The 14078-nt window shown below is 46.5% G+C and carries 13 protein-coding genes; 1 reads left to right on the plus strand and 12 read right to left on the minus strand.

Features of this window, described 5'->3' with window-relative positions; all coding sequences use genetic code 11:
• Positions 1–64: 64 nt before the first annotated feature.
• The 6 genes from MVI27_RS03655 to MVI27_RS03680 form a co-directional block, all read right to left on the minus strand.
• The gene (locus tag MVI27_RS03655) at positions 65–496 is read right to left on the minus strand and encodes a PDDEXK nuclease domain-containing protein (protein WP_246959337.1); all 432 of its coding nucleotides are present in this window, start codon (positions 494–496) and stop codon (positions 65–67) included.
• A 227-nt stretch (positions 497–723) separates the two neighbouring features.
• Positions 724–960 (minus strand): hypothetical protein, encoded by a 237-nt coding sequence (locus MVI27_RS03660; protein ID WP_246959338.1) that lies wholly within the window; start codon positions 958–960, stop codon positions 724–726.
• Positions 957–1940, minus strand: coding sequence for an endonuclease/exonuclease/phosphatase family protein (locus MVI27_RS03665; protein ID WP_246959339.1), 984 nt, complete (start codon positions 1938–1940; stop codon positions 957–959). Before MVI27_RS03665 ends, MVI27_RS03660 begins: the two co-directional genes overlap by 4 nt.
• Before the next feature lie 9 nt (positions 1941–1949).
• Positions 1950–2591 (minus strand): rhomboid family intramembrane serine protease, encoded by a 642-nt coding sequence (locus MVI27_RS03670; RefSeq protein ID WP_246959340.1) that lies wholly within the window; start codon positions 2589–2591, stop codon positions 1950–1952.
• A gap of 3 nt (positions 2592–2594) precedes the next feature.
• The gene (gene mutL / locus MVI27_RS03675) at positions 2595–4358 is read right to left on the minus strand and encodes a DNA mismatch repair endonuclease MutL (protein WP_246959341.1); all 1764 of its coding nucleotides are present in this window, start codon (positions 4356–4358) and stop codon (positions 2595–2597) included.
• Between the two features lie 207 nt (positions 4359–4565).
• Entirely contained in the window at positions 4566–6683 is a 2118-nt protein-coding gene (locus tag MVI27_RS03680; RefSeq protein ID WP_246959342.1) for a prolyl oligopeptidase family serine peptidase, read from the minus strand.
• 186 nt (positions 6684–6869) lie between these two features.
• Between MVI27_RS03680 and MVI27_RS03685 the strand changes: the two genes are divergently transcribed.
• Positions 6870–7064, plus strand: coding sequence for a hypothetical protein (locus MVI27_RS03685; RefSeq protein WP_246959343.1), 195 nt, complete (start codon positions 6870–6872; stop codon positions 7062–7064).
• Positions 7065–7171: 107 nt separating this feature from the next.
• Here the strand turns inward: MVI27_RS03685 and MVI27_RS03690 are convergent, their stop codons facing one another.
• From MVI27_RS03690 to MVI27_RS03715, 6 genes are read right to left on the minus strand one after another with little or no spacing between them, the layout of a single operon-like run.
• On the minus strand, positions 7172–7561 hold the full coding sequence (locus tag MVI27_RS03690) for a response regulator (RefSeq protein WP_246959344.1): 390 nt from the start codon (positions 7559–7561) through the stop codon (positions 7172–7174).
• Entirely contained in the window at positions 7554–8123 is a 570-nt protein-coding gene (locus tag MVI27_RS03695) for a chemotaxis protein CheB (RefSeq protein WP_246959345.1), read from the minus strand. Before MVI27_RS03695 ends, MVI27_RS03690 begins: the two co-directional genes overlap by 8 nt.
• Positions 8124–8945, minus strand: coding sequence for a CheR family methyltransferase (locus MVI27_RS03700; RefSeq protein ID WP_246959346.1), 822 nt, complete (start codon positions 8943–8945; stop codon positions 8124–8126).
• 4 nt (positions 8946–8949) lie between these two features.
• Positions 8950–9324, minus strand: a complete 375-nt coding sequence (locus MVI27_RS03705) for a response regulator (protein WP_246959347.1) — start codon at positions 9322–9324, stop codon at positions 8950–8952.
• A gap of 11 nt (positions 9325–9335) precedes the next feature.
• Positions 9336–12917, minus strand: coding sequence for a response regulator (locus tag MVI27_RS03710; RefSeq protein ID WP_246959348.1), 3582 nt, complete (start codon positions 12915–12917; stop codon positions 9336–9338).
• Positions 12907–14052, minus strand: coding sequence for a hybrid sensor histidine kinase/response regulator (locus MVI27_RS03715; protein ID WP_246959349.1), 1146 nt, complete (start codon positions 14050–14052; stop codon positions 12907–12909). Before MVI27_RS03715 ends, MVI27_RS03710 begins: the two co-directional genes overlap by 11 nt.
• Positions 14053–14078: the final 26 nt, after the last annotated feature.

Genomic DNA, 14078 nt, shown 5'->3' on the forward strand with positions numbered 1-14078 from the left:
AACAAAGAAGGCACTTTGATTCTTTTTTGAAATGAAAATTACTTTGGTTACCGTCGTATTGCATTCAATCGTCGATTTTTAACTGGTTGCCGATCCGCTCCCGCGCTTCTTTCAGCAGCGACTGTAACTTTTTCTCCAGTTCTTCTTTGGGCGGTAGTTCTGTCCAGTATTCAGCTACCATAATTCCTTCTTTATGCATTTCCAGCAATTCGATCTGTTCACTGCTTTTGCTGGCACACAGGATCAAGCCGATCGGGCTTTCTTCTGCCGGCTGCCTTTCATGTTTATTCAGCCATTTAAGGTAAAGCTCCATCTGTCCTTTGTAGGCAGGGTTAAGCTGAGACCAACTCAATTGTGTCACCAGTGGTGTCACAATCTCCAGATTCTGAAACTGCTCGGCAAATTGCATCGTCCTTCGTACGCTACGCAATGAATAGCCTCTGCCCAAGTTATTTTCTAATTGTTGTGAAACTGCGGCAACTGTTTTTTTTACCATAATCCGCGCGTTTGTTCCGAAGCACATAATCATTAATCTTAGTTCCCACATGCCAATACGTGAAGCAGGTATTTCAGCGTTTCTAAATTTAAAATTAAAATAAATACACCAAAACTTTATTTTTGATATAAAATGGAAGAAGCAAAAAATCTACTGCCATTGCCGAGCATATTATCTTCCGGATAATTACTCAGGCAAGTCTACTTAAACCATATGCTTAAAGAAAGTTATCTGCTTTTGCTGACCGTATCCTTTTTTAACTGATCCGCAGCACGACGTTTTTTGAGCGAGTCAGCAATCAACACACTCCTCGGTACAGCACCCGTCGAAAAAGAGTCAATCGCAGTTGTGTCATAAGGCGCGCGCAAATCTTCCGGCAGCGACTCGGTTACGGCAGCTGCGTTTTTCTTACTGCAGGAAATAACCAGCATAGCAAACAACAAAAAAATCCAAAGGTTTTTCATGGCGATTTCAGGTTGAATTCAGCAATTACAGGAAAATGGTCAGAGAGGTGAACGTTGCGGTCCACCCGGTAATTTACCGGCGTAATTTCAGGAGAACTGAAAATATAATCAATGCGGATGGGAAATTTATAATCATGAAAACTGGTACCCAAACCTTGCCCCGCCGCTACAAATGCATCCGTCAGGCTGCCGGTGAGCTGATAATATTCGTAGGAATTCGGTACGGAATTAAAATCACCGGCCAGAAGAACCGGATGCGGCGACTGCTCCACGGCCCGGCGAAGATCTGCAACTTCCTGCTGGTGAATTTTAAAAGTGGGAATTAACCGTTTCAGAATATACTTGACCTTCACTTTATTTTCACCCAGGCTTTCTGTGGGTTTCACCGTGCCTTTGTCAAAGGAAAACGGATTCAGGTACGCATTAATCACGCGAATGGTTTGCCCGTTTACCCGAACATCGGCATAAAAGGAATTCCCATTGCCGGTCGTGGCAATTTTTTCAGTTTTTAGAATCTCCGTGCGCGAACTCACTGCCACAATGGGATATTTGGTTACCTGATACTGATGACCGGGCAACTTAAACTGGGTGCCGAATTCCTGAACAAGCACCAGGTCGGCCTGCTGACTTTCCAGATATTCATAGATTTCCGGATAGCCATACTCGCCCCCTTTAATGTTCATAGAAACTACTTTGAGATTTGCAGCGGTTTCATTTTGACCCGTCCAGTTCACCCAGCGCCGGATGGGCTGAAGGATAAGTAAAGTTGCAGTAGCAAAGAAGATGACCCGTTTTTTCAACCGCAGAAGCCACCAGAAACACAAGCCAAGATGGACCAGCAGCAGAACCGGAAAACCAAGTGACAGCAAATTCAGATAAGGAAAAACGCGCGGCGGCACAACTGCATTCAGCGTCGTTGCCAGCAACAAAATCAGGATGCCCGTATGTATTAACGTTAATAAAGCTCTGACGATTCCCACAGAAGCGATTTAATGATAACGGTATAAATCATTCTTCCAGGCGCGCGCCAGAATAAACCCTACGATGGCTCCGCCGATATGTGCAAAGTGTGCGATACCCCCCATCGACCCACTGAAGCCGAGATACAGTGAAATAACGATAATTCCCGGAAAGAGATATTTGGCCTTAATGGGAAACGGAATAAAAAAGAAAAACAATTTAGCATCCGGAAACAGTGTGGAAAAGGCGGCCACCACGCCAAAAATAGCGCCGGACGCGCCCATCATCGGGATGTTGTAGATAAGTTCGGGGTCTGCGCCCTGCATGATTTCAAAATAATTCCAGCCGCAGTTCAGCAGATAGGCACCGATGCCGCTGATGAAATATAAAATTATATACTTTCGCTCACCCAGCACCTGTTCCAGCACGGGCCCGAAGCTGAGCAGCGTAATCATATTAAACAAAATATGCGTAAGTCCGCCACCGCCCTGCAGGGGCGCGTGCATAAACATATGCGTAATCACCTGCCACACTCGGAAGTATGGAGATTCAATATAGTACACTGAAAACATTTCATACAGTTTCGGAAACTGGATGAAATTGGAGGCCAGGTAAAAAACGACATTCAGAATCAGGATATTCTTGGTGACGGGCGTAAGGTTCCGGAACATAAATTAAAATTTGTTTTTGAGGTCATCCAGGGGTAATGGGTAATAGCACCGCTTGCCGGAGGGTAGGTATTCCGGGAAGCCCAGTGCGGTAAAATCCTTGATGACCTGTTCCGCATCTGTTTTATAAAGAAAATCGAACCGCGATTTGGAGTGCAGCCGGTTCCACTGCTCGTCATAGAACTGCATGAAATCCTCCTCCGTGCGGTAGTCCAGAATTTCAAAAAGGTTTTCCAGAAACTTCATGATCTGGCTTTCCTTTAAACCATGGGGCACTGCATCAATCCGCAACACATTGTCATTGGCCAGCACCATATCAAAACCAAGTTCGGGCAGGAATTTCTTAATGGAGCGGTACTTGTTTTTTTCCAGCTCATTCATATGATACTCCATGGAAAAGAGCAGCGCATACCGTTCGCCGGAGTGCTTCCGGTTCTGATTTCTTTCACTTACCACGAGCCGGTGCATCCTTCCCAGATCCAGCATCAGGGTGGTTCCGCTGCGGTTATATAACCAATAGCCATTGGGCAGGCGCATCAGATCTTCTTCGAAATCCTCGTCTTCGAAAAGATTAATTTTAGACGGTTCCGCCTGGGTGTGCTGCTGATATACTTCGGCCAGAGCAATGCGTTCTGCCGGTGTCGCCACTTCTTCGAGGAAGGGATTATAATCGCGGTCCACCACGATATCCGGTGCATTCATAGAGCTGGCGGTTTTGCCACTGTGCTGCACAAAAGCTTCCACATTGGCATCGCGGTCAAAGTCCAGACTTGGCGCTACATTATAAATCCCGAGCGAGCGCTTAATCGTGGAGCGAATTAAGGCATAGATCAGACTTTCATCTTCAAACTTTACTTCTGTTTTCTGCGGATGGATATTCACATCTACTTTACCGGGATCGAGTTCCAGAAACAGGAAATAAGTCGGATTGTAACCGGGCTGCAGTAATCCTTCGAAAGCATCCTGCACGGCCTTATTAAAATAGGCGCTCCGGAAATAGCGGCCATTTACAAAAAAGAACTGCTCGCCACGTGTTTTCTTCGCGCCTTCCGGTTTGGCTACAAACCCATTCAGCTGCACCCAGCCGATGTCTTCTTTCAACGGTATTAACAAAGGCTGAAGCTTACGGCCGAACACATCCACAATGCGCTGCAGCAAACTTCCCTTGCGGAGCCGGAAAATAATATCATCATTATGAAAAAGTTCGAAATCCAGATTTTCATGCGCCAGCGCCACACGCTGGAATTCGTCGATGATATGGCGGAATTCTACATTATTATTTTTCAGGAACTTGCGGCGCACCGGAACATTATAAAAAAGATTTTTCACCGAGAAACTGGAACCCTCAGTGGTTTGCACCGGTTCCTGAAACTGCAGCGTACCACCTTCGATATAAATATTGGTGCCGGTCACCGCTTCGGCTACTTTTGTCTTTAGTTCCACCTGCGCCACCGCCGCGATGGAAGCCAACGCTTCCCCACGGAAGCCTTTGGTATTGATGCGGAAGATATCTTCGGTACTGCGGATTTTGGATGTGGCGTGACGTTCAAAAGCCAGCCGCGCATCAGTTTCGCTCATGCCGCGGCCATTGTCCACCACCTGAATCAGATTTTTACCGGCATCGCGCACAATCAGTTCGATCTTCGTGGCACCGGCATCGATGGAATTTTCAATAAGCTCTTTTACAATAGACGACGGGCGCTGCACCACTTCGCCGGCAGCGATCTGGTTGGCAACATGGTCGGGTAAAAGCTGGATGATGTCTGACATGTATTCTCTCAATCATTTACGGCAGCAGCAAAATTCCCATTCAAGGGACACAGGAATTATATTCGCTTTTTCAACCTGCACTCTGCATCTGAAACCTGTGATATACTGCTTTCGTGGTGTAAAAATAGGGAAATTATTTTTTGACCTGAAACAAAAAGGCTCCCCGGTTTTGCAACGGGAAGCCTTTATTACACAAAGGGAATCTGGTTATTTCTCCAGACTGCGAAGACCCATTTCATACAACGCAAAGCTCAACATATCGGCATTTTCACCGATGACCTGCTCGGTACTGCGGCCTGCGCCGTGTCCGGCATTGGTTTCAATACGAACCAGTACTGGATTGCTGCAGGACTGTTTCTCCTGAAGCTCTGCCCCGAACTTGAATGAATGCGCAGGAACCACACGGTCATCGTGGTCGCTGGTAATAATCATGGTTGACGGGTAGCAAACCCCTTTGCGCACCTGGTGCACCGGTGAATAGGAACGCAGATATTCAAACATTTCCGGATTGTCTTCGGCAGTTCCGTAATCGTACGCCCAGCCAGCACCAGCCGTAAATTTATTATAACGCAGCATATCCAGTACGCCCACACCCGGGAAGGCAACTTTCGCCAGATCGGGACGCATGGTCATCGTTGCGCCCACCAGTAAACCACCGTTGGAACGGCCGGACAGTGCCATATATTCTTTAGACGTGTACCCATTCTTCTGCAGATATTCACCTGCGGCAATAAAATCGTTGAAAACATTTTTCTTTTCCATTTTGGTACCGGCATCATGCCATTTCTTACCATATTCGCCACCGCCGCGAATGTTCGGCACGGCATAGATCCCGCCGTTGTCCATCCAAACTGCGTTGACTACGGAGAAAGCAGGCTGCAGGCTGATATTAAAACCACCATAAGAATATAAGATGGTCGGATTCTTTCCGTCTTTCTTTAATCCTTTTTTATAGTTAATCATCATTGGGATGCGGGTGCCGTCGGCAGACGTAAAGAATACCTGCTCGGAAACATAATCTTCCGGATTAAATTTCACTTTTGGCTTCTGGTACACCTCTGATTTCCCGGTTTGCACATTGTACTTATAGGTAGTTCCCGGTGTAATATAATTGGTGAAAGAGTAGTACAAATGCTTATCTGTTGATTTACCACCGAAACCACCGGCAGTCCCGATACCAGGAAGCGTAATCTGGCGGACCAGCTTTCCGTTGTAATCAAACTGTTTCACGGTGCTTACGGCATCTTCCATATAACGTGCAAAGAGATAACCGCCCCCGGTGGAAATACTGAGTACATTTTCAGTTTCAGGGATTACATCCGTCCAGACATCTGGTTTGTTGATGTTAAACTTTACGAGTCTTTTATTCGGAGCATCTTTATCGGTAATGGCATAAATGATATCTCCCTTAGAGTCCACGAAACTTGTGTTTACATCGTAGCCTTTCTGGATTGGCATAAAATCGCTGCCTTTTTTCTTCAGGTCTTTGATGTAAAGTTCATTTCCGTTGGTGGCTTCGGACGCATTCAGAATCTGATACCGTTCATCATCGGAAACACCCACGCCCATATAGCGGCGTTTGAAATCCGATCCGCCGATAATCAGTTTATCCGCACTTTGCTTGGTGCCCAGCTTATGGAAATACACTTTGTGGGTATCGGTCTTTGCAGAAAGTTCACTGCCCTGCGGCTTATCATAGCTCGAATAGAAGAAGCCTTCATCGCCCAGCCAGGACGCACCGGAGAACTTCACATCCACGATGGTTTCATCGATAATTTTTTTGGTATTGGCATCCATGATGATGATCTTATTCCAATCGCTGCCACCTTCGGAAATAGAATAGGCTACGTAATTTCCTTTTTTATTGAAAGAAAGTCCCGCCAGCGATGTGGTTCCCTTGTCAGAAAATTTATTGGGATCCAGGAATACTTCAGTTTTTCCTTTGCGGTCCGTGCGGTACAGAACAGACTGTGCCTGCAGACCATCATTTTTATAGAAATAGGTATAGTTACCTTCTTTAAAAGGTGCACCGATTTTCTCATAGTTCCAGATATCCCGTAATTGCTCGCGCAGCTGTTCGCGGAACGGAATTTTCGCCAGATAATCGTTGGTAAAAGCTACCTCGCGCTGTACCCAGTCTTTGGTATCTTCCGCACGGTCATCTTCGAGCCAGCGGTACGGGTCTGCTACTTTGACACCGAAATACTCATCTGTGTGGTTCACTTTTTTGGTAACTGGATATTTCAGTTTTCCCATACTCTTTTGTGGGCCGCACGCAGCAAGCAGTAAACCGGCAGCACCCACGGCAATAGTTTTAAAATTCATACATACAGGGTTTCTTCAAAAATAGTATTTTAAAATGAATTAAGAATCGTTGGAATCGGGGAGAAATACCTGCTGTGTGCGCCAGCAATCTCAGCTGTTTTAATTTAAAATTAACATCCGACATGAACAGGCGGGGCACAAAAAGGAATGCAATTTGCTAAACAGAAACCTATAACTTATAAAAACATGAGCAAAGAAACCGGAATTTTACTGGCCGGCGGCATGGGGTTGTTGCTGGGCCTAGGTTTATTCGGCATCCGTAAACTGATGCAGTACCGCGAACGGGAATATGATGATTACTACAATGATTATCACCGCCACTTTGTGAGTATCCCACGCGACGACGCTCCAGAAGGAATTGAATTTATGGCGGTGCGCTGATACACCGGCAATATCACTCAACATAAAAAAACAGTGAAGTCTTCTCCGCTGTTTTTATTATATATATTCTGTAGTAAGTCGTACCTGCTTTGCTTGAAGAGGTCTTTTCAAGGCAATCCGGTATATTCCCGGATGGTTTCCTCAAATTGCATAATATCAAATGGTTTTGCCAGAAAATCATTGGCACCGGCTTCCTTCGCTAGCAAATCAATATCACTGTTGGCGGAGAAATAAATCACGGGAATATGTTTCAGCCTTTCATCAGCTTTAATCAGGCGTGTAGCCTCCACGCCCGTGATGTCCGGCAGCCAGTTGTCCATCAGGATAACGTCCGGCATCCAGGCAGCTACCTGCTCCACCACGCCATTGGTGGTAGGCGATGTTTTCACCTCGCAACCAATATCTCTCAGGATTTCGGAACACAGTTCCAATATTTCCAGGTTGTCATCAAAAATAAATACTTTTTTGGTGGTGTGTAAGGTTGTATTTTCAGTCATTTGACAATTCATTTATATATTTTGCGATTTCGTCATCATTTAAAACGGCATCTGCTTCCACGGCCTGCAGCGCATATTCGGGCATATAAGGCATCTTCGCCATTTCGGGATTTTGTATGAGTACCAGGCCGCCGGCTGCCGCTACTTTTTGCAAGCCTTTCGCTCCGTCACTATTTGACCCCGACAAGAGTATGCAGGCAATGTTTTCACCATAGGCTGTGGCACCGCTTTCAAAAGCCACATCAATAGCCGGGCGGGAGAAATTAACCTTCTCCGAAGCGTCCAGCGAGAAGGTCCCGTCGGATTCGATCAGCAAATGGTAATTCGGTGGTGCAATATACAAAGTAGCCGGTTCAATTTTTTCCTTCTCTTCCAGTTCCTTCACACGGAGTTGTGTTCTGGCAGCCAGCAGGTCAATAAGCAGATTATCCTGTCCGGATTTGCGGTGGAGAACGATAATTACAGGAAAGCGCAGCGCTGTATCCAGGGCAGGAACAACTTTCAGCAGCACCTCCAGGCTGCCGGCAGAACCACCAATCATTACCGCTTCGCATTTTTCCATTTAATGTATTTTACGCCAGATTTTTTCGGTTCCGTGACGCTCATAATTTTTAACAATCGTCGAAAAGTCGAGTGTTTCTTTTGTTCCCAACGCCAGATAGCCGAATTTCTCCAGGCTGTTATCAAACAATTCGAAGACGTTCATCTGCAGCTGGCGATCGAAGTAAATAATCACGTTCCGGCACAGAATAAGCTGAAATTCATTAAAAGAGTTATCTGTCACCAGGTTATGCGTGGAGAAAATCATCTTCGATTTCAGTTCATCATTCAGTTTACCCAAAGAATAGTTGGCCGTATAATAATCCGAAAACTGTTCGCTGCCGCCGGCCGCAATATAATTCTCGGTATATAATTTAATTTTACTCAAAGGAATCATCGCCTGGCCTGCCGTTTCCAGCACCGCACTGTTAATATCCGTGGCATAAATCAGGGATTTATGCAGCAAATTTAATTCCTTTAAAAAGATGGCTACTGAATAAGCCTCCTCGCCGGTACTGCAGCCTGCAATCCAAACACGGATAAAGGGATAGGTACCGAGCTTCGGCAGGATATCCCGGCGCAACACTCTGTAAAAGGTGGGATCACGGAACATCTCGGTAACATTGATTGTGATTTCCTCCAGAAAACGCTTAAAATAAGCAGCATCGGTCCGGATGCGATAGCGGTATTCGGCAAAACTTACAAAGTCGTCCATCTCGTACAGCCGCACAATACGGCGGCGCAGCGAAGCGCGGGAATAGCCGGTAAAATCGTAACCGTACACTTCCAGCACATCAGACAACAGAATTTCTATGTATTCATCATATTGATCGGGCGCGTTCACAGATTCAGTTCATTAAGTCAGTCAATAAATCAACAAGCGCCGTTACATCCACTGGTTTCGAGATATATCCGTCGGCACCTGCTTCCAGGCATTTTTCGCGGTCACCGGCCATGGCCTGTGCCGTGATGGCAATTACAGGGATGTCCTTCCAGTCGGGATTTTGTTTCATTTTTGCGACCGCCTCATAGCCATCCATGCCCGGCATCATCATATCCATCAGCACCGCACCGATATTGTGGCCGGGTGCCAGCATTCTGAAACCCTCTTCTGCACTCATGGCAGAGCGGCACTGGTATTTTTTTGCCCGTAACACGGCAGTAAGTGCAAAAATATTTTTGCTGTCATCATCGATGATAAGCACTTCTCTGGAAGTATTCATTCGGCTAAGTATTAGTTTTTATCATAAAGCCATACCCGCAGTAAAGACACCAATTGGTCAATATCCACAGGTTTAGAAATATAGTCAGACGCGCCCACGGCAATGCATTTTTCGCGGTCACCCATCATCGCTTTGGAAGTAACAGCCAGCACCGGCAGGTTGCGGAAAGAAGCGGAACTCCTGATTTCGCGGATGCTTTCATACCCGTCCATTTCGGGCATCATCATATCCATCAAAACCACATCGATTTCGGGATTGCTCCTCAATGTAGATAAGGCTTCTTTGCCATCCATTGCCGGCAGTACTTTCATGCCGTGCGCTTCCAGGGCTTTGGTAAGCGAGAAAATATTGCGAACGTCATCATCGGCGATCAGTACGGTTTTATCCTTCAGAATATTCCGAAGTTCACCCGAAGGCAGAAAATCTGATCCATTTTGTGGCTTTTTGCGGTTTTTTTCTTCAACTAAATGCAGGAACAATCCGGCTTCATCCAGGATGCGTTGATAGGAGTACGCTGTTTTCACGACAATAGAATCCGCATACTTTTTAATTCTGTTTTCTTCGCCCTTCGAAAGGTTTTTACCGGTAAAGACAATAATCGGCAGCTGTTCCAGTCCTTCGCTTTTCTTAATGGTTTCCAGCGTGTCATACGCATTGCGGTCCGGCACACCCATATCCAGGATAACGCAATCAATCTCGCGCTTGTGCAGTGAGCCGATGCTTTCTGAAACATTGGTAGCGATATCTGTGTTGATATTATTTGCGGTCAGGAAGTAGCTGAGCGCTTTCGCGTGCTGCTCATTTTCTTCCACAATCAGCACTTTCTTCGGCGAACGGTTCAGCGCATTTTCCAGCTTTGCAAAAATCTCCTGCATTTGTTCCAGAGCAAACGGCTTATTAATGAAATCCACGGCGCCGCGCAGCAAACTCTCCTGCTTAAACTTCATGGAGGACATGATGTGTACGGGGATCGGCTTGGTCGCAGGGTCGGATTTAAGTGCATCCATCACCTGCCAGCCGTCCATGACCGGCAACTGAATATCCAGCAGAATTGCCAATGGGCGGTAATGCCGGGCCAGCTCAATTCCGTCGTCGCCGCGCACGGCTACAATACCTTTATAGTTTTTCTTGCGGGTGTACTCCAGCAGAATTTTGGCAAACGCCGTATCATCTTCAATGATCAGAATGATCTTATCGCCTTCCTGAATATCGTCCCGGTCATCATCTACGGGTTGCGGAATCTGGTCCGAGATAAAACGTTTAGGCTCATCACCTTTTGGTGCAGGTTTCGGCAGTTCCGGTTGTTTAATGACCGGCTTTGGTACCAGCTCATCCACCGGCTTGGTGGCATCTCTCGGAACTATCAAAGTAAATTCACTGCCTTTCCCTTCGGTACTCTGCAGTTCAATTTCTCCTCCCAGGAGCCGAGCGAGTTCACGGCTGATGGACAAACCGAGGCCTGTACCGCCGAATTTGCGCTGGGTGGAACCGTCTGCCTGCTGGAAGGCCTCGAAGACCATTCCTATTTTTTCTTTTGCAATACCGATCCCGGTATCTGTCACGCGGAAGCGAAGGAGTTTATGATCAGCACCACCGGAAACATAAAGCCCGATACTGCCCTCAGAGGTAAATTTAACCGCGTTGGACAAAAGGTTTTTTAAAATCTGCTCCAGTCTTTGCTTATCGGTATGAAGTGTTTCTGCTGTTTCGGGTTCAATTTCGATGTTAAGGTTTAGTTTTTTCTCAGCTGCCAGCGGACCGAACAACATTTTCATGTCGGTTGTAATTTCCGATACCGGAACCTCATTGATTTCTAGGGTCATTTTCCCTGCTTCGATTTTCGACAAATCGAGTATTTCATCGATCAGCTGAAGCAATCCCTGCCCGGAGCTTTGCATCACTTCGGCATATTCCACATATTGCGGATCCAGGTCTTCACTTTCAGTCATCAGTCGGGAAAGCAGTAAAATGGAATTAAGCGGCGTACGCAGTTCGTGGGACATGTTCGCCAGGAATTCTGATTTGTACTTGGTACTCTGCTCCAGCTCCTGTGATTTTTGGTGAATAGCCGCATTGTGCTGCTCGATCAGTGCATTTTTTTCTTCGAGTAAACTGGTACGTTCCTCCAATTCCTGATTGCTCTGCAGCAATTCCTCCTGCTGTACACGCAACTCTTCTTCAGATGCTAAAAGCTTCTGTGACTGCGCTTCGAGTTCTGCATTAATATTTTCAAGTTCAGAGTGCTGCGTCTGTAACTCCTCGGATTGTGCCTGGGTTTCCTCCAGCAACTCCTGCAGTTTCAATCTGCTTTGGGCACCATAAAACGCAAGTCCGATATTTCCTGCTACAGCTGCCAGGAATTCGCGTTGCAGTTTTGTGTACGCTCCAGTGGTTCCCAGCTCGAGCACGCCCAGCGGCACATTGTACCGCGTGACGGGAAGCGCCACGATATTACGCGGGGTCGTGGTTCCCGTTGCATAGCTGATGGTCAGGTTCGTATCCGGAATATCCTCTACCATAATTTCCTGCGCAGAACGGAATGATTCACCGACTATTCCTTCACCCGGTTTCACCATTCGGGCAGATTCGCCCAGGGCATAAGATCCGGCCAAGTGCAGCATCGTGTCCTCTTCCTGCAGGTAGAGCGCAGCAACTGTACTGCCTGTAAAAGAAGTTACAGTTTCCAGGATATCTGCAGCCAGGGTTTCAATACTTTTCTCGCCCATCATACGGTCATTAAGTTTTGCTACAGATGAACTTAACCATTCTTTTTCTTCTAAAGCAGCAAAAGATGATTCAAGGGAAACCGCCATGCGCTCCAGTGGTTCTGCCACGTTGCCCAGGCTTTCGCGCACCTTTTGTTCCTGCAGCACATCATAATCGCCGTCGGAAATCTTAGCAGCTACTCTTTCAATAGCGACCAGGCGGTTCTCGGTTTCGTGATTTTTCAGCTGGAGTTCTGAATTCAGCTTCAGCCTTTCATCATAATCCAGTGAGACTTTGCGATAGAAGACCAAAGTAATGGTTATAGCCAGAAGTGCTGAAATAACAATCAGGAACGGAGTATAAGAAACAAAACTTTCCATGGTTTCCGTGCGCGACTGAAGAATAGCTTGTTCTTCGGCCTGCATGGCAGCCACCGTGCGGCGGATTTCATCCATGTATTTTTTGCCCATCATGAGTTGCTCCGTGGTCACCTCATTTTTTTTAACCTTGTAATTCAGGTTGTTATCCAGAATGCGAATTCTTGTTTCGATATTGGAGCGCAGATTTTCCAGATTTTTAAGCTGCGAAGGGGTCTGGCTGATCTGGGAACTTACCTTATCCAGCCCGCCCGAAATTTTGTTTTTGGAACTAATATAAGGCTCCAGGAAATCCCGATTTTCGGTAAGCAGGTATCCGCGCTGGCCGGTTTCGGCATTATTTACCAAAGAAAAAAGCTGATCCAGATTTTTGATGACCCGGTTGCTGTTGCGAACCATTTGTGCGCTCTCGATCAGATTCCTGATGCTTACATACGAAGCTGCGGAACTGATGATTAACAGAAGAAGGGACAGGCCCAGCCCGTACAGTAAATTTTTTTTAAGACTCATGGTTGATCATTGGCTTGGCCACAGCTTCCGGCTGCAGCGGAATAGAAAAATAAAACTCGGAACCCTCGCCCGGCGTGCTGTGTACACCGATGGTTCCCTGGTGCCGCTCGATGATTTCGCGACAGATATACAACCCGATGCCCAATCCCTGGAATCGTTCCGAAGTTTCCTCCACGCGATAAAATTTGTCAAAGATTTTGCTCTGATGCTTCCGGTCCATCCCGATTCCGAAATCGCGGACAGAAAAATACACCTCATCATTGCGGAGTTCTGTGGTAATATGAACTTCAGTACTATCCGGCGCGTATTTAATGGCATTGGTGATAAAGTTAATGATCACCTGCTCCAGGCGCATTTCATCACCGAAGGCTACAGCGCCCACCTGACCCTGGTGAAGAAGTTTCACCTCGGGATGGGTCTGTTGCAATACCTCCAGAATATGACCCACCAACTCGTCGAAGGAAAATTCTTTTTTGTTAAATTTCAGTTTGCCACTTTCAATTTTAGAAATATCGAGCAGGTCGGCAATCAGGATATTTAGTTTTTCAATATGATTCTGCACTTTATGCAGGCGGTCTCTCACGGTATCGATATCGCCTTTGTCCAGGCTGCGTTCCAGGAGCTGGATATACCCTTTCACACTGGTCATCGGCGTTTTCAGTTCATGGCTGGCGATGCTGATGAACTCATCTTTTTTGCGCTCGGCTTCTTTGCGGAATTCGATTTCTTCCAGCAGCTTGGTCTGCATCTGGTTTAGTGCGCGGCTCTGTTCATAAATGCGGTAAAATGTTTTCACCTTAAGCAGAAGGATATTCATATCCACCGGTTTGGTGATGTAATCCAGCGCCCCCGAGGAATATCCTTTGGTAATGAGTTTTACATCGGCACTGGCCGCAGAAAGAAATATAATGGCTGTTTCCTTGGCTTTGCTGAAGCCGGAGATCGCTTCCGCCACTTCAAAACCGTCCATTTCCGGCATCTGCACATCCAGGATAATCAGGACGTAGGAATTTTTCAGCACCTTTTTCAGGGCTTCTTCCCCGGACGTCGCCGTATCCACCTCGAAATTATTTTTTTCCAGGACTTTCTTCAGCGAAATTATATTTTCCGGAGCATCATCAACAATCAGAATCATGTATGAGAAAAGGTTGGTTCAGGTAT

This window comes from Chryseobacterium salipaludis (genome assembly GCF_022968825.1).
GTDB classification, from domain to species: Bacteria; Bacteroidota; Bacteroidia; order Flavobacteriales; family Weeksellaceae; genus Kaistella; species Kaistella salipaludis.

Coding starts and splice junctions, on each gene's coding strand:
- MVI27_RS03655 (WP_246959337.1), bottom strand. CDS start 496: ATGGTAAAAAAAACAGTTGCCGCAGTTTCACAACAATTAGAAAATAAC.
- MVI27_RS03660 (WP_246959338.1), bottom strand. CDS start 960: ATGAAAAACCTTTGGATTTTTTTGTTGTTTGCTATGCTGGTTATTTCC.
- MVI27_RS03670 (WP_246959340.1), bottom strand. CDS start 2,591: ATGTTCCGGAACCTTACGCCCGTCACCAAGAATATCCTGATTCTGAAT.
- mutL (WP_246959341.1), bottom strand. CDS start 4,358: ATGTCAGACATCATCCAGCTTTTACCCGACCATGTTGCCAACCAGATC.
- MVI27_RS03680 (WP_246959342.1), bottom strand. CDS start 6,683: ATGAATTTTAAAACTATTGCCGTGGGTGCTGCCGGTTTACTGCTTGCT.
- MVI27_RS03685 (WP_246959343.1), top strand. CDS start 6,870: ATGAGCAAAGAAACCGGAATTTTACTGGCCGGCGGCATGGGGTTGTTG.
- MVI27_RS03690 (WP_246959344.1), bottom strand. CDS start 7,561: ATGACTGAAAATACAACCTTACACACCACCAAAAAAGTATTTATTTTT.
- MVI27_RS03695 (WP_246959345.1), bottom strand. CDS start 8,123: ATGGAAAAATGCGAAGCGGTAATGATTGGTGGTTCTGCCGGCAGCCTG.
- MVI27_RS03705 (WP_246959347.1), bottom strand. CDS start 9,324: ATGAATACTTCCAGAGAAGTGCTTATCATCGATGATGACAGCAAAAAT.
- MVI27_RS03710 (WP_246959348.1), bottom strand. CDS start 12,917: ATGAGTCTTAAAAAAAATTTACTGTACGGGCTGGGCCTGTCCCTTCTT.
- MVI27_RS03715 (WP_246959349.1), bottom strand. CDS start 14,052: ATGATTCTGATTGTTGATGATGCTCCGGAAAATATAATTTCGCTGAAG.